Raw genomic sequence first — 20196 nt, forward strand, 5'->3', positions numbered from 1 at the left:
TTGGTGGATAAGCAAAACGTTATCCACCCTACGAAATGGGTGCTGCGTAGGGTGGATGGCCGCAGCCATCCACCGTTCCATCAATCAGTGACGGAAATGACGCATGCCGGTGAACACCATGGCAATGCCCGCTTCGTCGGCCGCGGCAATCACTTCCGCATCGCGCATCGAGCCGCCTGGCTGGATCACCGCGGTGATGCCATTGGCCGCCGCGTTGTCCAGGCCGTCGCGGAACGGGAAGAAGGCGTCGGACGCCATCACCGAACCGGCAACCTGCAGGCCGGCGTGTTCGGCCTTGATCGCGGCAATGCGCGCAGAGTTGACGCGGCTCATCTGGCCGGCACCGACACCAATGGTCTGGCGGCCCTTGGCATAGACAATGGCGTTGGATTTGACGAACTTGGCCACTTTCCAGGCGAAGATCAGGTCATGAATTTCCTGCTCGCTTGGTGCGCGCTGGGTGACGATCTTCAGGTCTTCGGCCTTGATCATGCCGATGTCGCGGCTCTGCACCAGCAGGCCACCGTTGACCCGCTTGAAGTCCCAGCCAGCGGCACGCTCGGCCGGCCACTCGCCGCATTCCAGCAGGCGCACGTTGGCTTTGGCGGCGACTACGGCACGGGCTTCGGCGCTGATTTTCGGGGCGATGATCACTTCGACGAACTGGCGCTCGACGATGGCCTGGGCGGTGGCGCCGTCCAGCTCGCGGTTGAAGGCGATGATGCCGCCGAAGGCCGACTCGGTGTCGGTGGCGTAGGCCAGGTCATAGGCCTGGCGGATGCCGCCTTCTTCATCGGTGGCCACGGCCACGCCGCACGGGTTGGCGTGCTTGACGATGACGCAGGCCGGCTTGACGAAGCTCTTCACGCATTCCAGCGCGGCGTCGGTGTCGGCCACGTTGTTGAACGATAGCTCCTTGCCCTGCAGCTGCACGGCAGTGGCCACGCTGGCCTCACCTTTCTGTGCTTCCACGTAGAACGCCGCGCTCTGGTGCGGGTTCTCGCCGTAGCGCATTTCCTGAGCCTTGATGAACTGGCTGTTGAAGGTACGCGGGAAGGCGCCGCGCTCTTCGGTGGACAGGGTTTCGCGGCTCTGGTCGATGGTGCCCAGGTAGTTGGCGATCATGCCGTCGTAGGCGGCGGTGTGCTCGAAGGCTTTCAGCGCCAGGTCGAAGCGCTGGGCGTAGCTCAGGCCGCCGGCTTTCAGACTTTCGACGATGCCGGCGTAGTCGCCAGCGTTGACTACGATGGCCACGTCTTTGTGGTTCTTCGCGGCAGAGCGGACCATGGTCGGGCCGCCGATGTCGATGTTCTCGATGGCGTCGGCCAGGTCACAGCCGGGCTTGGCTACGGTGGCGGCGAAGGGGTAGAGGTTGACCGCGACCAGGTCAATCGGCTTGATGCCGTGCTGCTCCATCACCGCGCCGTCGACGGCGCGACGGCCGAGGATGCCGCCGTGGATCTTCGGGTGCAGGGTCTTGACGCGACCGTCCATCATTTCCGGGAAGCCGGTGTAGTCGGCCACTTCCACGGCAGCGATGCCGTTATCCTTGAGCAGCTTGTAAGTGCCGCCGGTGGAGAGAATTTCCACATTCAGGGCGACGAGCTCGCGGGCAAACTCGAGGATGCCGGTCTTGTCGGAAACACTGATCAAGGCGCGGCGAACGGGGAGGAGGGTGGTCTGGTCGGTCATTTCAGAATCCATCAGAGCAGGGATATCAGCAAAAAAGGCGGCTCATGTGGGCCGCCCTTTTCGGGAATTCGGGATTACAGCAGGTCGTATTGCTTGAGCTTCTTGCGCAGGGTGCCGCGATTCAGGCCGAGCAGCTCGGAGGCCTTGGTCTGGTTGCCCTTGACGTAGTTCATCACGGTTTCCAGCAACGGTGCCTCGACTTCGGTGAGCACCAGGTTGTAAACGTCACTGACGTCTGCGCCCTCAAGATGGGCGAAATAATTGTGCAGGGCCTTCTCAACGCTGCCGCGCAGGGTTTGCCCCTCTTCGCTTGGCGTATTGAGATGCTGCTTCAAGCTGCTGTTGTCACTCACGGGAGCCATTTCACTTCCTAAAGTCTCAGTCAACATCGTCATGCGGCCACCCCTTCTCCATTGTTATTACGCTCGCTGAAGAACTCGCGAACGTTGGCGCACTGCGCGTCCGTACTGTCCAGACGATTGAATTGGGCGCGGAACTCCCTCGCGCCCGGCAAGGTTGCGAGATACCAACTGACATGCTTGCGGGCAATCCGCACGCCCATTACATCGCCGTAGAAGGCGTGCAGTGCAGTCAGATGTTCAAGCAGAATGCGTTCCACTTCGAGCAGGCTGGGTGCCGGGAGCTGCTCACCGGTACGCAGATAATGCTCGACCTCACGGAATATCCACGGCCGGCCCTGGGCTGCGCGACCGATCAGCAGGCCATCGGCGCCAGTGGCAGCCAGTACGGCCTTGGCCTTCTGCGGCGAGTCGATATCGCCGTTGGCCAGCACGGGAATCGACACCGCCTGCTTGATCGCGGCGATGGTGTCGTACTCGGCTTCGCCCATGTACAGGTCGGCGCGGGTGCGGCCGTGTACGGCCAGGGCGACAATCCCGCTGTCTTCAGCGATCTTCGCCACGCTGATGCCGTTCTTGTTGTCACGGTCCCAGCCGGTGCGGATTTTCAGGGTCACCGGCACATCCACGGCGGCGACCACAGCCTGAAGAATCTCGCGAACTAAAACTTCGTCTTTCAACAGGGCGGAGCCGGCGGCCTTGTTACAGACCTTCTTGGCCGGACAGCCCATGTTGATGTCGATAATCTGCGCGCCCATGTCCACGTTGCGCCGCGCCGCCTCGGCGAGCATCTCCGGATCACCGCCGGCGATCTGCACTGAGCGGGGCTCGGGATCACCGCTGTGGATCATGCGCAGGCTCGACTTGCGGGTGTTCCACAGGCGCACATCGCTGGTGACCATTTCCGACACCACCAGACCCGCTCCCATGCGCTTGCACAGCTGGCGAAACGGCTGATCAGTGACGCCCGCCATGGGAGCGAGAATCAGCGAGTTTGGCAATGTGTAAGGGCCGATGCGTAGCGCCGACATAGGGCTTCCCTGCTCAAGAGACGTGCTGTTGAACAATTAGGAGAGTGCGAAAAAGGGTGGGCATGATACCCGCTCTGGATGACCTGAGAAAGGCCGTTTTGAACAAATTCTGAACAGCTATTGGCTTATCGCCAAGTGTTTGGTTGTGGCAGATTGTCAGGCAATACGCCTGCTGCAGGCTATTCCGGTGAGTGAAAGCTCAGGCTGTAGTTCACCGCCTGGGTGCCCGGGTCGAGGATGTCCAGGGATATGTGAATAGGCGTCTGCGGCGGCATTTCCGCGTTGCCGGCCAGCTCGCCAGCGAGGTATTCGCTGGGCTTGAAACGGCGGCTGGCGAGCAGTTGGCCGTTGATGTCGGCAAAGCGCATTTCCAGCAGCGGGAAGGGCTGCGAGAACGCCGCACGGTTGTAGAGGATGGCATCAACTATCAGGGCGCCGCTGAATTCCGGATGGCTGCGTACCACCAGGTTGCTGCTCTTGACCTGGGCGATGTCGACCTTGGAGGGCAGCTGGCAGCCGACAGCCGGGCACAGTTGCTCAAACCAGGGGCGGTAATGATCCTGGCGCGCCAGTTCATTGAAGTGGTATGCCACGTACTGCCCGGCAAGGGCAGCCGCGCCGAGCACATTCAGCAGACCCCAGCCGATCCAGCGCCCCCAGGGTTTCTTCGGCTGTTGCCAATCCAGCTGCAGCGGCTCGTCGTCTAGCTCGAACAGGTGCTCGTCCCGCAATTCGGGTTCGTTGCGTGGAGTTTTCTTAGTGGCGGCTGTGGCTTGCACGTCGTCGTCGCGTCGTGCGCTGAACGGTTTGTGCTCAGCATGCAGTTCGATCTCAGGTTCCGGCGGCGCCACGCGGCGGTCAGCGGTGTTGAGGTTGAGCGGCGGTTCTGTTGCCGGCAGCGAAAAGGTTTCCGGCGCGGCGGCAATCGGTTCAGCCGGGCTGGGTGCGCGTGGTGCTGGCGGTGGCATGTCGAGAGGCCGCTCATCCTGCAAGGTCAAGCTGGCAGTGGGCCTGGGTTGTTCATCCTGCAACAGTGCTTCGGCCCAGCGCTCGTCGTGCGGATCATGCTCGATGGGGTCCGGGGTGAGAAAGTTTTCGCTGTATTTGGGCGCGCTATCAATCGCCAGAAACTGTTTCGACAGTTGCTGTTCCTGGGCTTCGAGCTTGGCCAACTCTTCATCCAGGTCGAGGCTGTCGAGGTCCAAGTCGTCATGAATCCACAGCGTATCGCCGGTTTTACTGCTGGCAGGCGCCGCCGGTATTGCGGGCGCGGCACTGGGCATTGCCGGGCGTGGCGCGGGCGGCACGGGTGGTTTGCTCGGCTGTGGAGTCGGTGTTGGCGCGGCGGCTGGCGCTGTGGGCGGCGGCAGTTGCTGGCCCTGCTCACGCAGCTGTTGCGCGGCATTGAACACATGCAGACAGGCTCCGCAGCGCACAGCACCATGGGCAGCGCCCAGCTGCGTGAGGTTCACGCGAAAGCTGGTACGGCAATGGGGGCACTGGGTGATGAAGCTCTGGGTCATGCGGTGATCCGGCTAAGCAAGGCGGCTAGTCTAACGCAAGTGCTTGCTAATGCAGCAGCTGCGCGCTGTGGCGGTTAGCGGCGCACGCCACTGATACGTACCCAGCCGTCTTTATCGGCGGTTGGGTCGAGGGTGAAGGCGTCGTTGTAGGCCGCGCGAACCTCGTCAGCCTGCTCGGCAAGGATGCCCGACAGTGCCAGGCGGCCGCCCTGCTTGACCAGGCGGGTGATCTGCGGGGCCAGCGCCACCAGCGGGCCGGCGAGGATATTGGCGACGACGACATCCGCAGGTTGTTGCGGCATGTCTTCAGGCAGGTAAAGCGGGAAGCGTGCGGCGTCGATGCCATTGCGCTGGGCATTGTCGCGCGAGGCTTCGATGGCCTGAATGTCGATGTCGGTGCCGACTGCCTGCGGCGCGCCGAGCAGCAGGGCGGCAATCGCCAGAATGCCTGAGCCACAACCGAAGTCGATCACGCTGCAATCCTGCAGGTTCTGGCCGTCCAGCCATTCCAGGCACAACGCGGTGGTCGGGTGGGTGCCGGTGCCGAAGGCCAGGCCCGGATCGAGCAGCAGGTTGACGGCGTCGGGCTCCGGCGCGGCGTGCCAGCTCGGCACGATCCACAGGCGCTGGCCGAAACGCATCGGCTGGAAGCCGTCCATCCAGCTGCGCTCCCAGTCCTGGTCGGCGATCACTTCGGCCTGGTGCTCCGGCAAGTCGGCGCCGGTCAGCAGCTGCAGGTGCGCGAACACCGCGTTGGCGTCGGTATCGGCTTCAAACAGGGCGAGCAGGTGAGTGTGCGACCACAGCGGGGTGGTGCCCAGGTCCGGCTCGAAAATCGGCTGGTCTTCGGCGTCCATAAAGGTCACTGAGACGGCGCCGACTTCCAGCAACGCATCTTCGTAGGTTTCCGCCTGCTCTGGGGTGATGGCGAGACGGACTTGTAACCAGGGCATGGGAAAACCTCGTGAACGTTGTGGCGGGATGGCGCAAATTGGCGCGCAGCTTACTTGAAGCGGTGGTGCAGCTGCCACCGCTTGCGGTTGGCAGAAACGACAAAGGCCGCCGAATGGCAGCCTTTGTTTAGCATTTCAGTCATGACCGCGCGAGCTAGAGCGGGACAAGGCAAAACGGGTGAGGAAGCGGAGTTTACGTCTGTAAATGAGCATTACTCGCTTCGCTCGCCCTTTCGGGGCCGCACTAAAGTGCGTTAGCCGCAAGCGGCTTTCCGAGGCCGTTTTTAACGCAGTACCGCCGACGCGCAGCAGGTCATTGCGGTTTAGTGCTTATCCATCCCCAGTTTTTTCTCCAGGTAGTGGATATTCACGCCGCCTTTGCAGAAGCCTTTGTCACGGACCAGGTCGCGGTGCAGCGGCACGTTGGTCTTGATGCCGTCGACCACAATCTCATCCAGCGCGTTGCGCATACGGGCCATGGCCTCGTCGCGGTCCTTGCCGTAGGTGATCAGCTTGCCGATCAGCGAGTCGTAGTGCGGCGGCACGGTGTAACCGCTGTACAGGTGCGAGTCGACCCGTACACCGTTACCGCCTGGGGCGTGGAAGTGCTTGACCTTGCCGGGGCAGGGCATGAAGTTGTCCGGGTCTTCGGCGTTGATCCGGCATTCCAGCGAATGGCCGCGAATCACCACGTCACTCTGCTTGAACGACAGTTTGTTGCCAGCGGCGATGCTGAGCATCTCCTTGACGATGTCGATACCGGTGACCATTTCCGAAACCGGATGCTCAACCTGCACGCGGGTGTTCATCTCGATAAAGTAGAAGCGGCCGTCTTCGTAAAGGAACTCGAAGGTGCCGGCGCCGCGGTAGCCGATCTCGATGCAGGCATCGACGCAGCGTTGCAGCACTTCGGCGCGGGCTTTTTCATCGATGCCCGGTGCCGGCGCTTCTTCCAGTACCTTCTGGTGACGGCGCTGCAGCGAGCAGTCGCGGTCACCCAGGTGGATGGCGTTGCCCTGGCCGTCGGAGATCACCTGGACTTCCACGTGACGTGGATTGCCGAGGAACTTCTCCAGATAGACCATCGGGTTGCCGAACACCGAACCGGCTTCGCTGCGGGTCAGTTTGGCCGATTTGATCAGGTCTTCTTCCTTGTATACCACGCGCATACCGCGACCACCGCCGCCGCCAGCGGCTTTGATGATCACCGGGTAGCCAACTTCGCGAGCAATCTGCAGGGCCGTTTCCTCGTCTTCCGGCAGTGGGCCGTCAGAGCCAGGCACCACAGGTACGCCGGCGCGCTTCATGGCGTCCTTGGCCGATACCTTGTCGCCCATCAGGCGAATGGTCTCGGCTTTCGGGCCGATAAAGGCGAAGCCAGAGTTTTCCACCTGTTCGGCGAAATCGGCGTTTTCCGCGAGGAAGCCGTAGCCGGGGTGAATGGCCGTCGCGCCGGTCACTTCAGCGGCGCTGATGATCGCCGGAATATTCAGGTAGGACAGCGCGCCAGCAGCCGGGCCGATGCACACCGCTTCGTCGGCTAGGCCCAGGTGCATCAGTTCACGGTCGGCAGTGGAGTGCACCGCGACGGTCTTGATGCCCAGCTCTTTACAGGCGCGCAAGATGCGCAGGGCGATCTCGCCGCGGTTGGCGATCAGAACTTTTTCCAACATCGCTGGCTCTCCGTGGATCAAACGATGGTGAACAGAGGCTGGTCGTATTCCACCGGCTGACCGTTCTCGCCCAAGATGGATTCGATCACGCCGCTGGTTTCGGCCTCGATGTGGTTCATCATCTTCATCGCTTCAACGATGCAGAGAATGTCGCCTTTCTTCACGCTCTGACCGACTTCTACGAAGTTGGCCGACGTTGGGCCGGATGCGCGGTAGAACGTGCCGACCATTGGCGAGCGCACTACGGTGCCATTCAGCTTGGCGGCAGCCGGAGCTGCTGCTTCAGTGGCGACCGGTGTTGCCGCAACCGGAGCAGCTGCAGGCGCAGGTGCCTGAGCGTACATCGGCTGTTGCATAAAGGCCGGCTGCTTGCTGTGACGGCTGATGCGCACGGACTCTTCGCCTTCGCGAATCTCCAGCTCGTCGATACCGGACTCTTCCAGCAGCTCGATCAGTTTTTTGACTTTACGAATATCCATAGTGGTTCAACTCCCGGTGAGGTCAGGGGCGCTTAAGTTCAAGTTGTTCGAGTGCAGCCTCCAATGCCAGTCGGTAACCGCTGGCGCCAAGGCCGCAGATCACTCCCACCGCAACATCGGAAAAGTAGGAGTGATGGCGGAAAGCTTCGCGTTTGTGCACGTTGGACAAATGCACTTCGATGAATGGGATGCTCACTGCCAGCAATGCGTCACGTAATGCGACGCTGGTGTGAGTAAAAGCGGCAGGATTGATCAGGATAAAGTCGACACCTTCGCCTTTCGCGGCGTGAATACGATCAATTAGTTCGTATTCGGCATTGCTCTGCAGGTACAGCAGATGGTGGCCTGTCTCGCGCGCACGGCGTTCCAGGTCGAGGTTGATTTGCTCCAGAGTGACGGCGCCGTAAACCCCTGGCTCGCGAGTGCCGAGCAAGTTGAGGTTGGGGCCGTGCAGTACCAATAAGGTCGCCATGGTCCTTAATCCTTGTTTTTCTACTGCGCAGGACTATGCCGCGACAGCGCGGGGCTGTCCAGTTCTCAGCAATAGTCGTCACGATGGCCGCAGATTGCGGCAGATATATGACTCGGGAGGTTAAAGGCGTTCCCGCGCCGTGCTCAGACGGGCGGCAAAGGTCGCCGCATCCACCTCACCTACGACACGTAAATCCAGCCATTCGTCACCCTTGGCGTCGAACAGCAGAATTGCCGGCGGGCCGAACAGCTGGTAGCGGTCGAGCAGGGCGCGTTGTGCAGGGTTGCTCTCGGTGATGTCGAAACGCACCAGTTGATAGTCGCCGAGCTGGCGGCCGACCTCCGATGCGTTGAGCACTTCGCGTTCGATCACCTTGCAGCTAATGCACCAGTCGGCGTACCAGTCGAGCAGCAGTGGCTTGCCGTTGTTCTTTGCGGCAAGCAGAGCGGCATCCAGCTCGGCGGGTGTGCTGATGGTTTGCCATTGGCCGGATTGCACCTGAGTGGCTTCGGCGCTGCTGACCATCCGCCCGAGTGGCCGTAGCGGGTCATCCTGGCCCTGCAGCGCGCCGACCCAGGCCACCAGGGCGTAGACCAGCAGTGGCAGGCCGAGCAGTTGCGCGAGTTTCTGGTGATGGGTTTTCGGCGTCAGTTCCAGCACCCCGAGCCACAATGCGATGCCTGCTGCGAGCAGGCCCCAGAGCCCCAGGCTGACGGGGCCGGGCACCACGCGTTCGAGCAGCCAGATCGCCACGGCCATCAGCAGTGCGCCGAACAGGTTGCGCACGGTGAGCATCCACGGCCCGGATTTCGGCAATAGAGCACCGCCGCCGACGGCGAACAGCACCAGGGGGGCGCCCATACCCAGACCCAGAGCCAGCAACTTGAGACCGCCGCCGAGGGCATCGCCGCTGGCACTGATATACAGCAACGCACCGGCCAGTGGCGCGGATACGCAGGGCGAAACCAGCACGCTGGACAGCACGCCCAGCGCTGCGGCGCTGATAATCGTGCCGCCGTGCAGGCGTTGGCTCAGGCGCTGCAGCGGGCCGTCGATGGCCGCCGGCAGGCGCAGTTCGAGAAAGCCCAGGCTGGCCGCGCCGAACAGGGCGAAGAAGATCGCAAACGGCACCAGCACCCAGGGTGATTGCAAGCGCGCCTGCAGGTTGAGTTCGGCACCGAACAGACCCATCAATGCGCCAAGGATGGCAAAGCTCAGGGCCATCGGCAGTACGTAGGCCAGCGACAGCACCAGGCTGCGCAGGCCGCCCGGCTGGCCGCGCAGCACTACGCCGCTGAGGATCGGCAGCATCGGCAGCACGCACGGGGTGAAGGTCAGCGCCAGGCCGCCGAGGAAGAACAGTGCCAGATCGGTCCAGCTCCAGGGCGTTGCGGCATTCGGCGTGGCGCTGCTGGTCGCTGCACCGCCGCCAATCGCCAGCACTTCGGTTTCTGGCGGGTAGCACAGGCCTTTGTCAGCGCAGCCCTGATAGTTGACGCTGAGGTTGAAGGGGCGATTGTCCGGGTTATCGACCGGCACCTCGACATCCAGCACCTCGTAATACACCTCGACATCGCCGAAGTACTCGTCATGCTTGGCTTTGCCGGCGGGTAGAACGGCCTGACCCAGGCTTATATCGCCTGGTTCGCTGCTAAAGCTGAAGCGGTGCCGGTACAGGTAATAACCTTCGGCCGCGACAAAGCGCAGTTTTACTGACTCGCTGGAGCTGCTGATCAGGCTCAGCTTGAACGCCTCGCGTACCGGCAGAAAGTCCGCGCTGTTGTTCAGCGGCGCGCCGAATTGCGCAGGGGCGGGCGGCTTGTCGAACAGGCCGGCGCTGGCCGGTAATACGATCAGAAGCAGAAGCAGGCTGAGAAAACGGTGCATGGCAGGCTCGTGATGCGGGAATCGCCGCATCATAGCGGAGGCGGGAGGCTCAAGGCACGGTCCAGGCTGTAAGCGGTCTTGTCTACCGGCTGTATGGTGCGCGACAGATTGCCGCGCCAGCGGCCGTTAACCGTCAGTTAGACCCTGAACGCCTGCACGGCGGTATGCAACTGCCCGCCGAGTTGCAGCAGCTGATCGCCCTGATTACGCCCCTCGCCGATGCGCTGCAGGTTGTCACCGCCGAGGTGGTGAATGCGCTCACTGTGCCCGCGAATTTCGCTGACGGCGCCGCTCTGCTGGGCCGTGGCGTCGGCAATGCGTTCGGCCATGCTGGCGATGGTGCGGATCGCGGCAACAATCTCGGCCAGCGCGCCATCGGCTGCTTCGGCCTGGCTGGCGGTGGCTTCGGCGTGCTCCACTTGGGTGCGCATGGCCTGCACGGATTGCAGTGCAGCCTGCTGCAGGCGGCCGATCAGTTCCTGAATCTGCGCAGTCGCACCGCTGGTACGCTGTGACAGCGAGCGCACTTCATCGGCCACCACAGCAAAACCTCGGCCCAGTTCGCCGGCCCGTGCCGCTTCAATCGCAGCATTCAGGGCGAGCAGATTGGTCTGCTCGGCGATACCGCGAATAACGGTCAAGACATTGCCGATGGTCGCGGTTTCTTCGGCCAGGCGCTCAATCGCCTGGGCATTGCCCTGTACTTCATCAACCAGTTCGTGCAAGCCGGTAAGGCTGTTGCCAATCACCTGTTGGCCCTGTTCGACGGCGCGGCTGGCGTCACGGCTGGCATCTGCAGCCTGGCTGGCATCGCCGGCTACTTGCTGGATGGTCGTCTGCAAATCGCCCAGTGCGTCGCGAATCTGTGCGGTGTCGCCAACCTGGCGTTCGGCGCCGTTGTGTAAGCCGCTGCTGAGGTCGGCCAGGGTGCGGCTGGAACCGACCACCTGTTCGGCATGCTGGCGAATGGTTCCCACCAGATTGACCAGGTAGGCGCGCAGGCGGTTGAGCGACTCCTCGATATCACGCAGTTCGCGCGTGCGCGAATCAAGGCGTACATCGTCGGCAAAGTCACCCTGAGCCCAGGCGGAAAGTGCCGGTACCAGCCGTGTGAGGACACGGGTCAGGCGACGCTGGAGGGTGTCGATGATCAGCGCAATGAGCAGGATCAGGCCAATCATCAGGCCCAGAATCAACTGAACCTCGCCCTGAATGCGGCCGTGTTCGGCGCGTACTTGAGGTTCCAGAGCAGCCAGGGCCTGGTGCACCTTGTCGACCTGTACGCGGGTGCTACTGGCCAGCGCGCTGCGTTGTTCGATCAGGTTGCGGGTTCGTTGCAGCTCACTTGGGTAGCGTTTAATCAGATTGCCCAGGTCGCGTTTGAGGGCAATGCCGCGGTCTTCGGCCTGGCTGCTGTCAGTGCTGGCATCCAGGCCCAGCAGGTCGGCAAACGAGCTGCTGGAGGACTCACTGGCATCGGCGACGCCCAGAAGCGGCAGATCATTGAGTTGCTGTGCCTGTTTATCCAGCGCCGCCAGTTCGCGCTCAACCTCGCTGGCCAGTTCACTGCGACCACTGCGTACCAGTTTATCGCGGGCATGGGCCAGGCGGGTCAGGTGACGTGCCGCGTTGAACAGCGGCCGGCGGTACTTGGCGGCGGCCTCGGCGGTGCTGCTGTCAGCGTATTGCGCCAGTTGTTCAAGGGTCGCGTCCATTTCCCGTTCGGCTTGCAGCAGCAGGCCCTGCGAATCGGCAGACAGCTTGCCGGCGGCGAGTAGGTCATTGGCGCTGAAGGTGCTGAGTTCGACCAGGCTGGGACGCAGGTCGGCGGCCAGTTGCTCGGGTAGCTCGCTCAGGGCTTGTTCCAGGCTGCCTAACGACTGCATTGCGGCGCTGTGACGCAGCGCATCGCCACTGTCCAGATAGGTGCTGATGTTTTGTGCCACGTCAGCTTGAAACTGTTGCGACAGGCTCAGGTAGCGAGCCATCAGCAGGTAGGGGCGTTCCAGGGCGCGTTGCGACCACCAGAGCGTTGCCGCCAGCGCCACGCAGACGGTGACCAGCAGCAGGGTGTTGAGATTGGTGAGAGATTTGAGGCGCATAAGGCTCGACCGACAACGAACGGTTCAGACCACCACGCAAGCGTCGAGGCGGCAGCTAGGCCTTGGAATTTATTGCTTTTTCGTGACCGTTATATGACTGCGCCAACTGCGTCACGGTTTTCCGCCCAACGGTTGTCGTCGGACTGTTCTTACCTCAGGTGCCCTGATAGATGGCAACCTGATTGCGTCCGCCGTGTTTGGCCACATACAAGGCCTGGTCGGCCTGTTGTGACAGCAGTTTACCGTCCTGTTGCGGTGCCAGCTGAGCAATCCCGCAGCTAAAGGTGCATGACAGGTCATGCGGCTGTGCCGAGAACTGGATTTCCGCGAAGCGCTGACGGATGTCATCGAGAACGCGGCGCGCCGAGGCAGCATCCGTATCGGGCATGACCACCGCGAACTCTTCGCCGCCATACCGACCAATATGGTCGCTCTTGCGCAGGCGCTGTTTGAGGAACAGCGCCAGGCTCTTGATCACCCGGTCGCCCATGGGATGACCGTAGGTGTCGTTGACCTTCTTGAAGTAGTCGATGTCGATCATCGCAAAGCTCAGCGGCTGACCGTCGCGCTCGGCACGAAAGCGGGCGTCTTCAAGCAGTTGCAGGGTGTGGGTGTGGTTGTACAAGCCGGTCAGGCTATCGCGCACCATGCGCGCCTTGAGGCTGCGAGCACGCGCGGCGCGATTGCGTACAGTGGCGATCAGGTGGCGCGGCTTGATCGGCTTAGTAAGGAAATCGTCGCCACCTTCGCTCATCGCGTCGAGTTGCTTGTCCAGATCATCTTCGGCGGACAGGTAGATGATCGGTACGCTGACATAACGGTCGTTGTGGCGGATCACCTGGGCCAGTTCGGTGCCATTGCACTCGGGCATGTACATGTCGAGGATGATCAGATCAGGCTGGAAATCGGCCAGGTTACACATGGCCTGGATCGGTTCGATCAAGGTCCGGGTAACGATGCCGGCGCTGTTGAGTACGCGCTCAGTGTGTGTGGCCTGGGCCCGCGAATCATCAATGATCAGCACCTTATAGGGTTCGTACTGGGAAATATGCGTCAGCACCTCGATGCGCTCGAACAGGTTCGAGGCATCCAGGCTGCCGCTGAAAAACTCTCGGCCGCCTGCGCGCACGGCGGACAGGCGAGTCATGGTGTCAGTGTCTTCAGCACTGAAGAACAGCAGCGGAATTTTGTCAGCCAGGCCGTCTTGTACGCTTTGCGCCAGTTCCAGTCCGCAGCCCGGCCCGGAAAAGTCGACATCCATGATGATGGCGGCCGGGTGGCGTTCACGAATCGCATTGCGAAACGCATTGGCGCTGTCCAGGGCAATGGCGTTCATACCGAAGAACTCCAGGCGCTGCACCAGCTGTTCGGCCCGCTCCAGGTGTTGCAGCGCCAGATAGACCGGCTTGCGCAGCGGTGGCAGGAGCGTCTGTTCGAAGCGATCCCCGTGGCGTAGACCGGTGCGTGACAGGCGCTGCAGTAACAGGTTGAGCTGGCTGATCAGTACGCTGTTGAGCCGGCCGCGGTTTTCGGTCACTAACTGTAGGCAGCTGTCGATTTCCTGGGCCAGCTGGCTGTGCTCGGCTTGATCGAAACGTTCGGCATAGCGTTGCAGCAACTGCGTCGCTTCACGCAGCTCACTCATCCCGGCGTCACTCCACTCGCTGCGCTGCAGGCGCTGCCAGACCTCCAAGACCTGGCGCGCCTGGTTGATCACGCGCTGGGCAAAGTGTTGCTTGAGGCGATCGCGACTGGGGTCTTCTTGTTCTGTCATGGCCTGGGTTCGGTTGCGCGGCATCTGCCGACGGTGATGGCTTAGTGCTAGCAATGCTAACACCGGCAATAGTTAATGCTAGAGCCGTCGATCTATTGACGTCGGCCTTCTGTCTAGGCGTTCACAGATACACCAATACACACAACCGGCGCTAAGTTTGTCGCCCGCCACTGCGCAGCATGACATGCATACCTTATAGTGCTTGACCGTTGCGCAACCCTGCTTGCAAGTTGTGGTCGAACGAGCAGTTGCTTGAAATCATCGCCAGGCGCGGCAGCACTCATACGCTCCCGCCACTTGAGTAAAAGGACAAGGCCATGCTGGATTGGAAGAACCGTACTGCTGATGCGCGAGATGGCGCCGCAGGCTCAGTGGACAATGTTCGCAGCTACTTCGCTGGGGGCTGGGCCACCCGTACTGTTGGTGGCCTGCTGGGGCTTTATCTGGTTGTGGCATTGGTGGTGGGCTGGTACTGGAGCCAGGAGCCGGTGCAGTTCTCCGTGCAGCAGCAGGCAGAAGCCAGTGCCGAGTTGAGCGGGCGCAAACTGGTCAACGGCTACACCACGGTGGAAACCCTCAAGCAGGTCGCAGGCACATTGCTCGACAAACCGGGCGGTTACCTGTCCAACGACTTGGCACCACCGGGGCTGTGGCTCGACAACATGCCCAGCTGGGAATTCGGTGTTCTGGTGCAGGTGCGCGACATGTCCCGAGCGCTGCGCAAAGACTTTACCCGCTCGCAGTCACAGTCCACCGAAGACCCAGATCTGGTCAAGGCGGAGCCACGCTTCCACTTCGACAACAAGAGCTGGGCGCTGCCGGCCTCCGAAGCTGAGTACGCCGAAGGCATCAAGTCGCTTGATCGTTACCTCGCACGCCTGAGCGATCCGACCCAGGGCAATGCTCAGTTCTACACCCGTGCCGACAACTTGAACAACTGGCTGGGTGATGCGGCAACGCGCCTGGGTTCACTGTCGCAGCGCCTGTCAGCGAGCGTTGGTCAAGTGCGCCTGAACACGGCCGTGGTTGATCCTGCTCAGAATAACGGGGCAGCACCGCCGGATTTTGTCGAGGGCGTGAATTATGAAACGCCATGGCTGCAGATTGATAACGTGTTCTACGAAGCGCGAGGTCAGGCCTGGGCACTGGCGCATCTGCTGCGTGCCATCGAGGTGGATTTTGCCGATGTGCTGGCGAAGAAGAACGCCACTGTCAGTGTGCGGCAGATCATCCGTGAGCTGGAGGCTGCGCAGGCAACCCTGTGGAGTCCGATGATTCTCAACGGCAGCGGTTATGGTCTGCTGGCCAACCATTCACTGGTCATGGCCAATTACATCTCGCGCGCCAATGCCGGGTTGATCGACCTGCGCCAACTGTTGTCCCAGGGCTGATCGGTGGTCTGGTCTGACGCTGAGGTGGCGCACCGCGCAGCCTCTGATGCCGAGCGCATCGCCTGGGTCGATGAGCAGGATCGGCCGCTGGGTGGCGTGTTGCGCAGTGAGCTACGCGAGCGGCACCTGATCGGTCGCGGCACCTATATCCTGCTGTTCAACAGTGCCGGGCTGCTGTGCGTGCATCGGCGCACCCTGAGCAAGGCGCTGTACCCCGGTTACTGGGATGTGGCAGCCGGCGGCATGGTGCTGGAAGACGAAAGCTATGCCGACTCGGCATCCCGCGAGCTGGCAGAAGAGTTGGGCATTCGTGATGTACCGCTGATCGAGCATGCGCACTTCTTCTATGACGCCCCGGAAAGTCGGCTGTGGTGCATGGCCTATTCGGCGGTGTCCGATGCGCCGCTGCAGCTGCAGCCGGAAGAGGTCCTGGAAGCGCGCTTTATCTCCATCGAGCAAGCGCTGGCCGAAACCCGGCACATGCCCTATTGCCCCGACTCGTTGGCCGCCTTGCAGCGCTACCTGGCAGCCATTGGCTGAACCGGAAAACCCTCGTCGTTACTGGCTTTGTGCAGGATATTTGGACGTTTCGTTCGGCATCCCGCACAGCGTCGCCAATCCGCCGATTAATGGCGCATTTTTACACTTAGCAGCTGCGCTTTTTGCCGTTACACTGCGCCGCCTTCAAGCCCCGGCCATCGCGCTGGGGTGCGCTGCCCCTGCCAGAGTGGGGCTTCGCGGTCGATGCCGCCACGCGGTGTCGACCAGTCGCTATCCTGACCCCTTCGAGGACAAACCGGTGGTCAAGAAAGCTTCTTCATTCGCCGCTCTCAGCGGCCTGGTGTATTCCACTGACAGCGGTCGGCATTGCCCCGATTGCAGTCAACCGGTGGACGCCTGCACCTGCAAACAGACCCAGATTCCTGCCGGTGACGGCATTGCCCGTGTGCGCCGCGAAACCAAAGGCCGCGGCGGCAAGACCGTCACCACCATCAGCGGAGTGCCGCTGGCCGAGGATCCGCTCAAGGATCTTGCCAGTGCCCTAAAAAAACGCTGTGGATGCGGCGGTTCGCTCAAGGATGGCGTGATCGAGATTCAGGGTGACCACGTCGAACTGTTGCTCGCCGAACTGAGCAAGCACGGTTTCAAAGCCAAGAAGTCCGGCGGCTGATCCCGTCTTTTCTAAACTTCCTCAGCGGACTTCGTGTCACAGCTGAGGAATCGTCATTTTCTGACTTTATTTTGTACGCGTCTTGGCACGGCCAAGGCCACTATCGCCAGCAAGGGAGACTTCGATGTCTGCACGACGCACACGCAAAGATGACGGCAGCCAGTGGACCGTAGCGGACAGCCGCAGTGTCTATGGTATTCGCCATTGGGGCGCGGGTTACTTCGCGATCAATGACAAGGGCTGTGTCGAGGTGCGCCCGAATGGCCCGCAGAGCACGCCGATTGACCTCTACGAGCAGCTCGATGAGCTGCGTTCCAGTGGTTTGTCGCTGCCGTTGCTGGTGCGCTTTCCGGACATCCTGCAAGACCGCGTGCGCCAGCTGACCGGTGCTTTCGACGCCAACATTGCACGCTTGGAATACCAGAGCCGCTACACCGCGTTGTACCCGATCAAGGTCAACCAGCAGGAAGCGGTGGTGGAGAACATCATCGCCACGCAGAACGTTTCCATCGGCCTGGAAGCCGGCTCCAAGCCGGAGTTGATGGCGGTGCTGGCGCTGGCACCAAAAGGTGGCACGATCGTCTGCAACGGCTACAAAGATCGCGAGTTCATCAAGCTGGCGCTGATGGGGCAGAAGCTCGGTCACAACGTGTTTATTGTCATCGAGAAAGAATCCGAAGTGCAGTTGGTGATCGACGAAGCCGCCGAACTCAAAGTGGCGCCGCAGGTCGGTCTGCGCGTGCGCCTGTCCTCGTTGGCCTCGAGCAAGTGGGCTGACACCGGCGGCGAAAAATCCAAGTTCGGCCTGTCGGCGGCGCAGCTGCTGTCGGTGGTCGAGCGCTTCCGCGCGGCGGGGCTGGATCAGGGCATCCGCCTGCTGCACTTTCATATGGGCTCGCAGATCGCCAACCTGTCCGACTACCAGCACGGCTTCAAGGAAGCCATCCGCTATTACGGCGAGCTGCGTGGTCTGGGCCTGCCGGTCGACCATATCGACGTCGGCGGTGGCCTGGGCGTGGATTACGACGGTACACACTCGCGCAATGCCAGCTCGATCAACTACGACATGGATGACTACGCGGGTGTCGTGGTCGGCATGCTTAAGGAGTTCTGCGACGCTCAGGAATTGCCGCATCCGCATATCTTCTCGGAAAGCGGCCGCTCGCTGACCGCGCATCACGCCATGCTGGTGGTGCAGGTCACCGATGTGGAAAAACACAACGACGAGATTCCGCGTATCGAGGATGTCACCAGCCTGCCGGAAACCGTGCGCTACCTGGTTGAATTGCTCGGCCCGACCGATATCGAGATGGTCACCGAGACCTACTGGCGCGCCACCCACTACATGAGCGACGTGGCCACTCAGTACGCCGACGGTAAACTTAGCCTGACCGAAAAGGCTCTGGCCGAGCAGTGCTATTTTGCCGTGTGCCGCCGCCTGCACAACTCACTCAAAGCCCGTCAGCGTTCGCACCGTCAGGTGCTGGATGAGCTGAACGACAAGCTGGCCGACAAGTACATCTGCAATTTCTCGGTGTTCCAGAGCTTGCCGGACACCTGGGCTATCGGCCAGGTGCTGCCGATTCTGCCGCTCAACCGCCTCGACGAAGAGCCGCTGCGCCGCGCTGTGCTGCAGGACCTGACCTGCGATTCCGACGGCAAGATCCGCCAGTACGTCGATGAGCAGAGCATCGAGACCAGCCTGCCGGTGCACGAAGTGCGCGAGGGCGAGGACTACCTACTGGGGATCTTCCTGGTCGGTGCCTACCAGGAAATTCTCGGTGATATGCACAACCTGTTCGGCGACACCGATTCGGTGAACATCTATCAGAACGCGGATGGCAGCGTTTACCACGCCGGTATCGAGACCCACGACACCATCGAGGACATGCTGCGCTACGTGCACCTGTCACCGGAGGAGTTGATGAACCACTACCGCGATAAGGTCGCCAGCGCCAAGATCAGCCCGCGCGAGCGCACGCAGTTCCTCGATGCATTGCGTCTTGGGCTGACCCGTTCGTCTTACCTGTCGTCCTAGGGAACAATCGATCTGCTGCGCGTCGGCACTACTGCGTTAAAAACAGGCTCGGATGCGAGCCCAGTCGGAATGCTCATGTACAACAGTACACTCCGCTTCCTCGCCGTTTTGACCAGCCGAAGGCTGTTACTAACGTAGCGCCTTGTAGTGTTCTAGCTCGCGAGATCTTGAGCAGGTACAAGCTCGCGCTGAATGCAAAAGGCCCCGCACTGCGGGGCCTTTTGCTATCTGCTGACATTGATTAAAAACCGTAGCCCGGATGCAATCCGGGGGCGATTAAGCCCCTAGTAGACTTTGTCCGCATACGCGTAAAACTTGTGCCGTGGCGGCACCCGAGCCTGGCTGGGCGAACCAGGCCACGGCTTCGGCAACGTCCTGCGGTAGGCCGCCCTGGCCCATGGAGTTCATCCGCCGGCCGGCTTCGCGGATGGTCAGTGGGATGGCGGCGGTCATCTGGGTTTCGATAAAGCCCGGCGCCACCGCGTTGATGCTGATGCCGCGTTTGGCCAGCGTCGGCGCCCAGGCCTGGGCCAGGCCGATCACCCCGGCCTTGCTCACTGCGTAGTTGGTCTGGCCCATATTGCCGGCGATGCCGCTGATCGAGGCGATCAGCACCACGCGGCCGTTGTCGTGCAGCTTGCCGGCATCCAGCAGGGCTTGGGTTAGCACCTGCGGGGCATTCAGGTTGACGTTGATCACCGAGTTCCAGAACGCATCGGTCATCTTGGCCAGGGTCTTGTCGCGGGTGATGCCGGCGTTGTGCACGACGATGTCCACGCCGTCTGGCAGCGCCTCGATCAGCTGGGCGGCAGCCTCTTCGGCGCAGATGTCCAACGCTAAGCCTCGCCCGCCCAAGCGTGCCGCCAGGGCATCCAAGGCATCCTTGGCCGGTGGTACGTCCAGCAGCACCACCTCGGCACCGTCGCGGGCCAGGGTTTCGGCGATGGCTGCGCCAATACCGCGTGAAGCGCCGGTGACCAGCGCTTTCTTGCCGGCCAGCGGGCGGGTCCAGTCTTTGACCTGCTCGCTGCAGGCGTTCAAACGCAGCACCTGACCCGACACATACGCACTTTTCGGCGAGAGGAAGAAGCGCAACGCGCCTTCAAGCTGCGCTTCGCCGCCTTTGCCGACATAGATGAGCTGCACGTTGCCGCCACGGCGGATTTCCTTGCCCAGCGAGCGGGTGAAGCCTTCCAGCGAGCGCTGCACGCTGGCGGCAATCGGGTCTTTCAGTGACTCCGGGGCACGCCCCAGCACCACCACCCGGGGGCATTTATCCAAGCCTTTGAAGGCCGGCTGGAAGAAGTCGCGCAGCTCAATCAGCTGCTCAAAGCGGGTCAGCCCGCTGGCATCAAACACCAGCGCCTTGAGCTTGGGGCTGTGTTCGGCGGTCCAGCGCGGCAGCTCGAGCTGGCCTTCGCGAGCTGCATACAGGGCGTCGGTCAGCTTGTGCGCAAAGGGCCGCACCGCGCTGGCCAGGCTGCCGTCGCCGCCCAGCAGCAGAGCACCGTCGACCGGCCGGCTGCGTCCAGCCATCCAACGCTCCAGCAGCAGCGGCGCGGGCAGGCCGAGCGCACTGACCAAACGGCGACCTGAGGTGGAGTTGGCAAAGGCGAGATAACGGTCTGACATGAAACGGCTCCTGCGCATG

The 20196-nt window shown here is 61.9% G+C and carries 15 protein-coding genes and 1 pseudogene; 4 read left to right on the forward strand and 12 right to left on the reverse strand.

Features of this window, described 5'->3' with window-relative positions:
- Nucleotides 1-84: 84 nt before the first annotated feature.
- The 11 genes and pseudogenes from purH to DBR00_RS05725 form a co-directional block, all read right to left on the reverse strand.
- Nucleotides 85-1692, reverse strand: coding sequence for a bifunctional phosphoribosylaminoimidazolecarboxamide formyltransferase/IMP cyclohydrolase (gene purH, locus DBR00_RS05675; protein ID WP_108486850.1), 1608 nt, complete (start codon nt 1690-1692; stop codon nt 85-87).
- Nucleotides 1693-1766: 74 nt separating this feature from the next.
- A complete protein-coding gene (gene fis / locus DBR00_RS05680; RefSeq protein WP_108486851.1) occupies nt 1767-2087 on the reverse strand; it encodes a DNA-binding transcriptional regulator Fis in 321 nt (106 codons plus the stop codon).
- Complete coding sequence (gene dusB / locus DBR00_RS05685; RefSeq protein ID WP_108486852.1) at nt 2084-3082, reverse strand: tRNA dihydrouridine synthase DusB; 999 nt, start codon at nt 3080-3082, stop codon at nt 2084-2086. Before dusB ends, fis begins: the two co-directional genes overlap by 4 nt.
- 179 nt (nt 3083-3261) lie before the next feature.
- Entirely contained in the window at nt 3262-4605 is a 1344-nt protein-coding gene (locus DBR00_RS05690; RefSeq protein WP_108538024.1) for a DUF3426 domain-containing protein, read from the reverse strand.
- Nucleotides 4606-4679: 74 nt separating this feature from the next.
- Entirely contained in the window at nt 4680-5558 is an 879-nt protein-coding gene (prmA, locus tag DBR00_RS05695; RefSeq protein WP_108486854.1) for a 50S ribosomal protein L11 methyltransferase, read from the reverse strand.
- Nucleotides 5559-5881: 323 nt separating this feature from the next.
- The gene (gene accC / locus DBR00_RS05700) at nt 5882-7231 is read right to left on the reverse strand and encodes an acetyl-CoA carboxylase biotin carboxylase subunit (RefSeq protein WP_108486855.1); all 1350 of its coding nucleotides are present in this window, start codon (nt 7229-7231) and stop codon (nt 5882-5884) included.
- A gap of 17 nt (nt 7232-7248) precedes the next feature.
- Entirely contained in the window at nt 7249-7710 is a 462-nt protein-coding gene (gene accB, locus DBR00_RS05705) for an acetyl-CoA carboxylase biotin carboxyl carrier protein (RefSeq protein ID WP_108486856.1), read from the reverse strand.
- A gap of 22 nt (nt 7711-7732) precedes the next feature.
- Nucleotides 7733-8182 carry a type II 3-dehydroquinate dehydratase gene (aroQ, locus tag DBR00_RS05710; RefSeq protein WP_108486857.1) on the reverse strand — a complete coding sequence of 150 codons (450 nt, stop codon included), beginning with the start codon at nt 8180-8182 and terminating at the stop codon, nt 7733-7735.
- Nucleotides 8183-8302: 120 nt separating this feature from the next.
- The gene (locus tag DBR00_RS05715; protein WP_108486858.1) at nt 8303-10069 is read right to left on the reverse strand and encodes a protein-disulfide reductase DsbD; all 1767 of its coding nucleotides are present in this window, start codon (nt 10067-10069) and stop codon (nt 8303-8305) included.
- Nucleotides 10070-10206: 137 nt separating this feature from the next.
- Nucleotides 10207-10722, reverse strand: a pseudogene (locus tag DBR00_RS21395) (methyl-accepting chemotaxis protein); the annotation flags it as partial.
- Between the two features lie 1603 nt (nt 10723-12325).
- Nucleotides 12326-13945, reverse strand: a complete 1620-nt coding sequence (locus DBR00_RS05725; protein WP_108486975.1) for a PleD family two-component system response regulator — start codon at nt 13943-13945, stop codon at nt 12326-12328.
- A gap of 317 nt (nt 13946-14262) precedes the next feature.
- On the opposite strand from DBR00_RS05725, the gene DBR00_RS05730 reads away from it, so the two are divergent.
- The 4 genes from DBR00_RS05730 to speA all read left to right on the forward strand — a co-directional run bounded on the left by DBR00_RS05730 (nt 14263) and on the right by speA (nt 18545).
- Nucleotides 14263-15336 (forward strand): DUF2333 family protein, encoded by a 1074-nt coding sequence (locus tag DBR00_RS05730; RefSeq protein WP_108486860.1) that lies wholly within the window; start codon nt 14263-14265, stop codon nt 15334-15336.
- 3 nt (nt 15337-15339) lie between these two features.
- Entirely contained in the window at nt 15340-15876 is a 537-nt protein-coding gene (locus DBR00_RS05735) for an NUDIX hydrolase (protein WP_108486861.1), read from the forward strand.
- Nucleotides 15877-16135: 259 nt separating this feature from the next.
- On the forward strand, nt 16136-16507 hold the full coding sequence (locus tag DBR00_RS05740; RefSeq protein ID WP_108486976.1) for a translation initiation factor Sui1: 372 nt from the start codon (nt 16136-16138) through the stop codon (nt 16505-16507).
- Nucleotides 16508-16631: 124 nt separating this feature from the next.
- On the forward strand, nt 16632-18545 hold the full coding sequence (gene speA / locus DBR00_RS05745) for an arginine decarboxylase (protein WP_108486862.1): 1914 nt from the start codon (nt 16632-16634) through the stop codon (nt 18543-18545).
- Nucleotides 18546-18821: 276 nt separating this feature from the next.
- Here speA and DBR00_RS05750 read toward each other — a convergent pair whose 3' ends face one another.
- Entirely contained in the window at nt 18822-20177 is a 1356-nt protein-coding gene (locus DBR00_RS05750) for a 3-oxoacyl-ACP reductase (protein ID WP_108486863.1), read from the reverse strand.
- Nucleotides 20178-20196 lie beyond the last annotated feature (19 nt).

This window comes from Pseudomonas sp. HMWF032 (genome assembly GCF_003060885.1).
In the GTDB taxonomy this organism is placed as follows: domain Bacteria; phylum Pseudomonadota; class Gammaproteobacteria; order Pseudomonadales; family Pseudomonadaceae; genus Aquipseudomonas.

What these genes read in the sequence shown, in the direction of transcription:
- DBR00_RS05725 (WP_108486975.1), bottom strand. Translation starts at nt 13,945, where the DNA reads ATGACAGAACAAGAAGACCCCAGTCGCGATCGCCTCAAGCAACACTTT.
- DBR00_RS05690 (WP_108538024.1), bottom strand. Translation starts at nt 4,605, where the DNA reads ATGACCCAGAGCTTCATCACCCAGTGCCCCCATTGCCGTACCAGCTTT.
- DBR00_RS05750 (WP_108486863.1), bottom strand. Translation starts at nt 20,177, where the DNA reads ATGTCAGACCGTTATCTCGCCTTTGCCAACTCCACCTCAGGTCGCCGT.
- fis (WP_108486851.1), bottom strand. Translation starts at nt 2,087, where the DNA reads ATGACGATGTTGACTGAGACTTTAGGAAGTGAAATGGCTCCCGTGAGT.
- accB (WP_108486856.1), bottom strand. Translation starts at nt 7,710, where the DNA reads ATGGATATTCGTAAAGTCAAAAAACTGATCGAGCTGCTGGAAGAGTCC.
- DBR00_RS05730 (WP_108486860.1), top strand. Translation starts at nt 14,263, where the DNA reads ATGCTGGATTGGAAGAACCGTACTGCTGATGCGCGAGATGGCGCCGCA.
- speA (WP_108486862.1), top strand. Translation starts at nt 16,632, where the DNA reads ATGTCTGCACGACGCACACGCAAAGATGACGGCAGCCAGTGGACCGTA.
- prmA (WP_108486854.1), bottom strand. Translation starts at nt 5,558, where the DNA reads ATGCCCTGGTTACAAGTCCGTCTCGCCATCACCCCAGAGCAGGCGGAA.
- accC (WP_108486855.1), bottom strand. Translation starts at nt 7,231, where the DNA reads ATGTTGGAAAAAGTTCTGATCGCCAACCGCGGCGAGATCGCCCTGCGC.
- DBR00_RS05715 (WP_108486858.1), bottom strand. Translation starts at nt 10,069, where the DNA reads ATGCACCGTTTTCTCAGCCTGCTTCTGCTTCTGATCGTATTACCGGCC.
- dusB (WP_108486852.1), bottom strand. Translation starts at nt 3,082, where the DNA reads ATGTCGGCGCTACGCATCGGCCCTTACACATTGCCAAACTCGCTGATT.
- purH (WP_108486850.1), bottom strand. Translation starts at nt 1,692, where the DNA reads ATGACCGACCAGACCACCCTCCTCCCCGTTCGCCGCGCCTTGATCAGT.
- aroQ (WP_108486857.1), bottom strand. Translation starts at nt 8,182, where the DNA reads ATGGCGACCTTATTGGTACTGCACGGCCCCAACCTCAACTTGCTCGGC.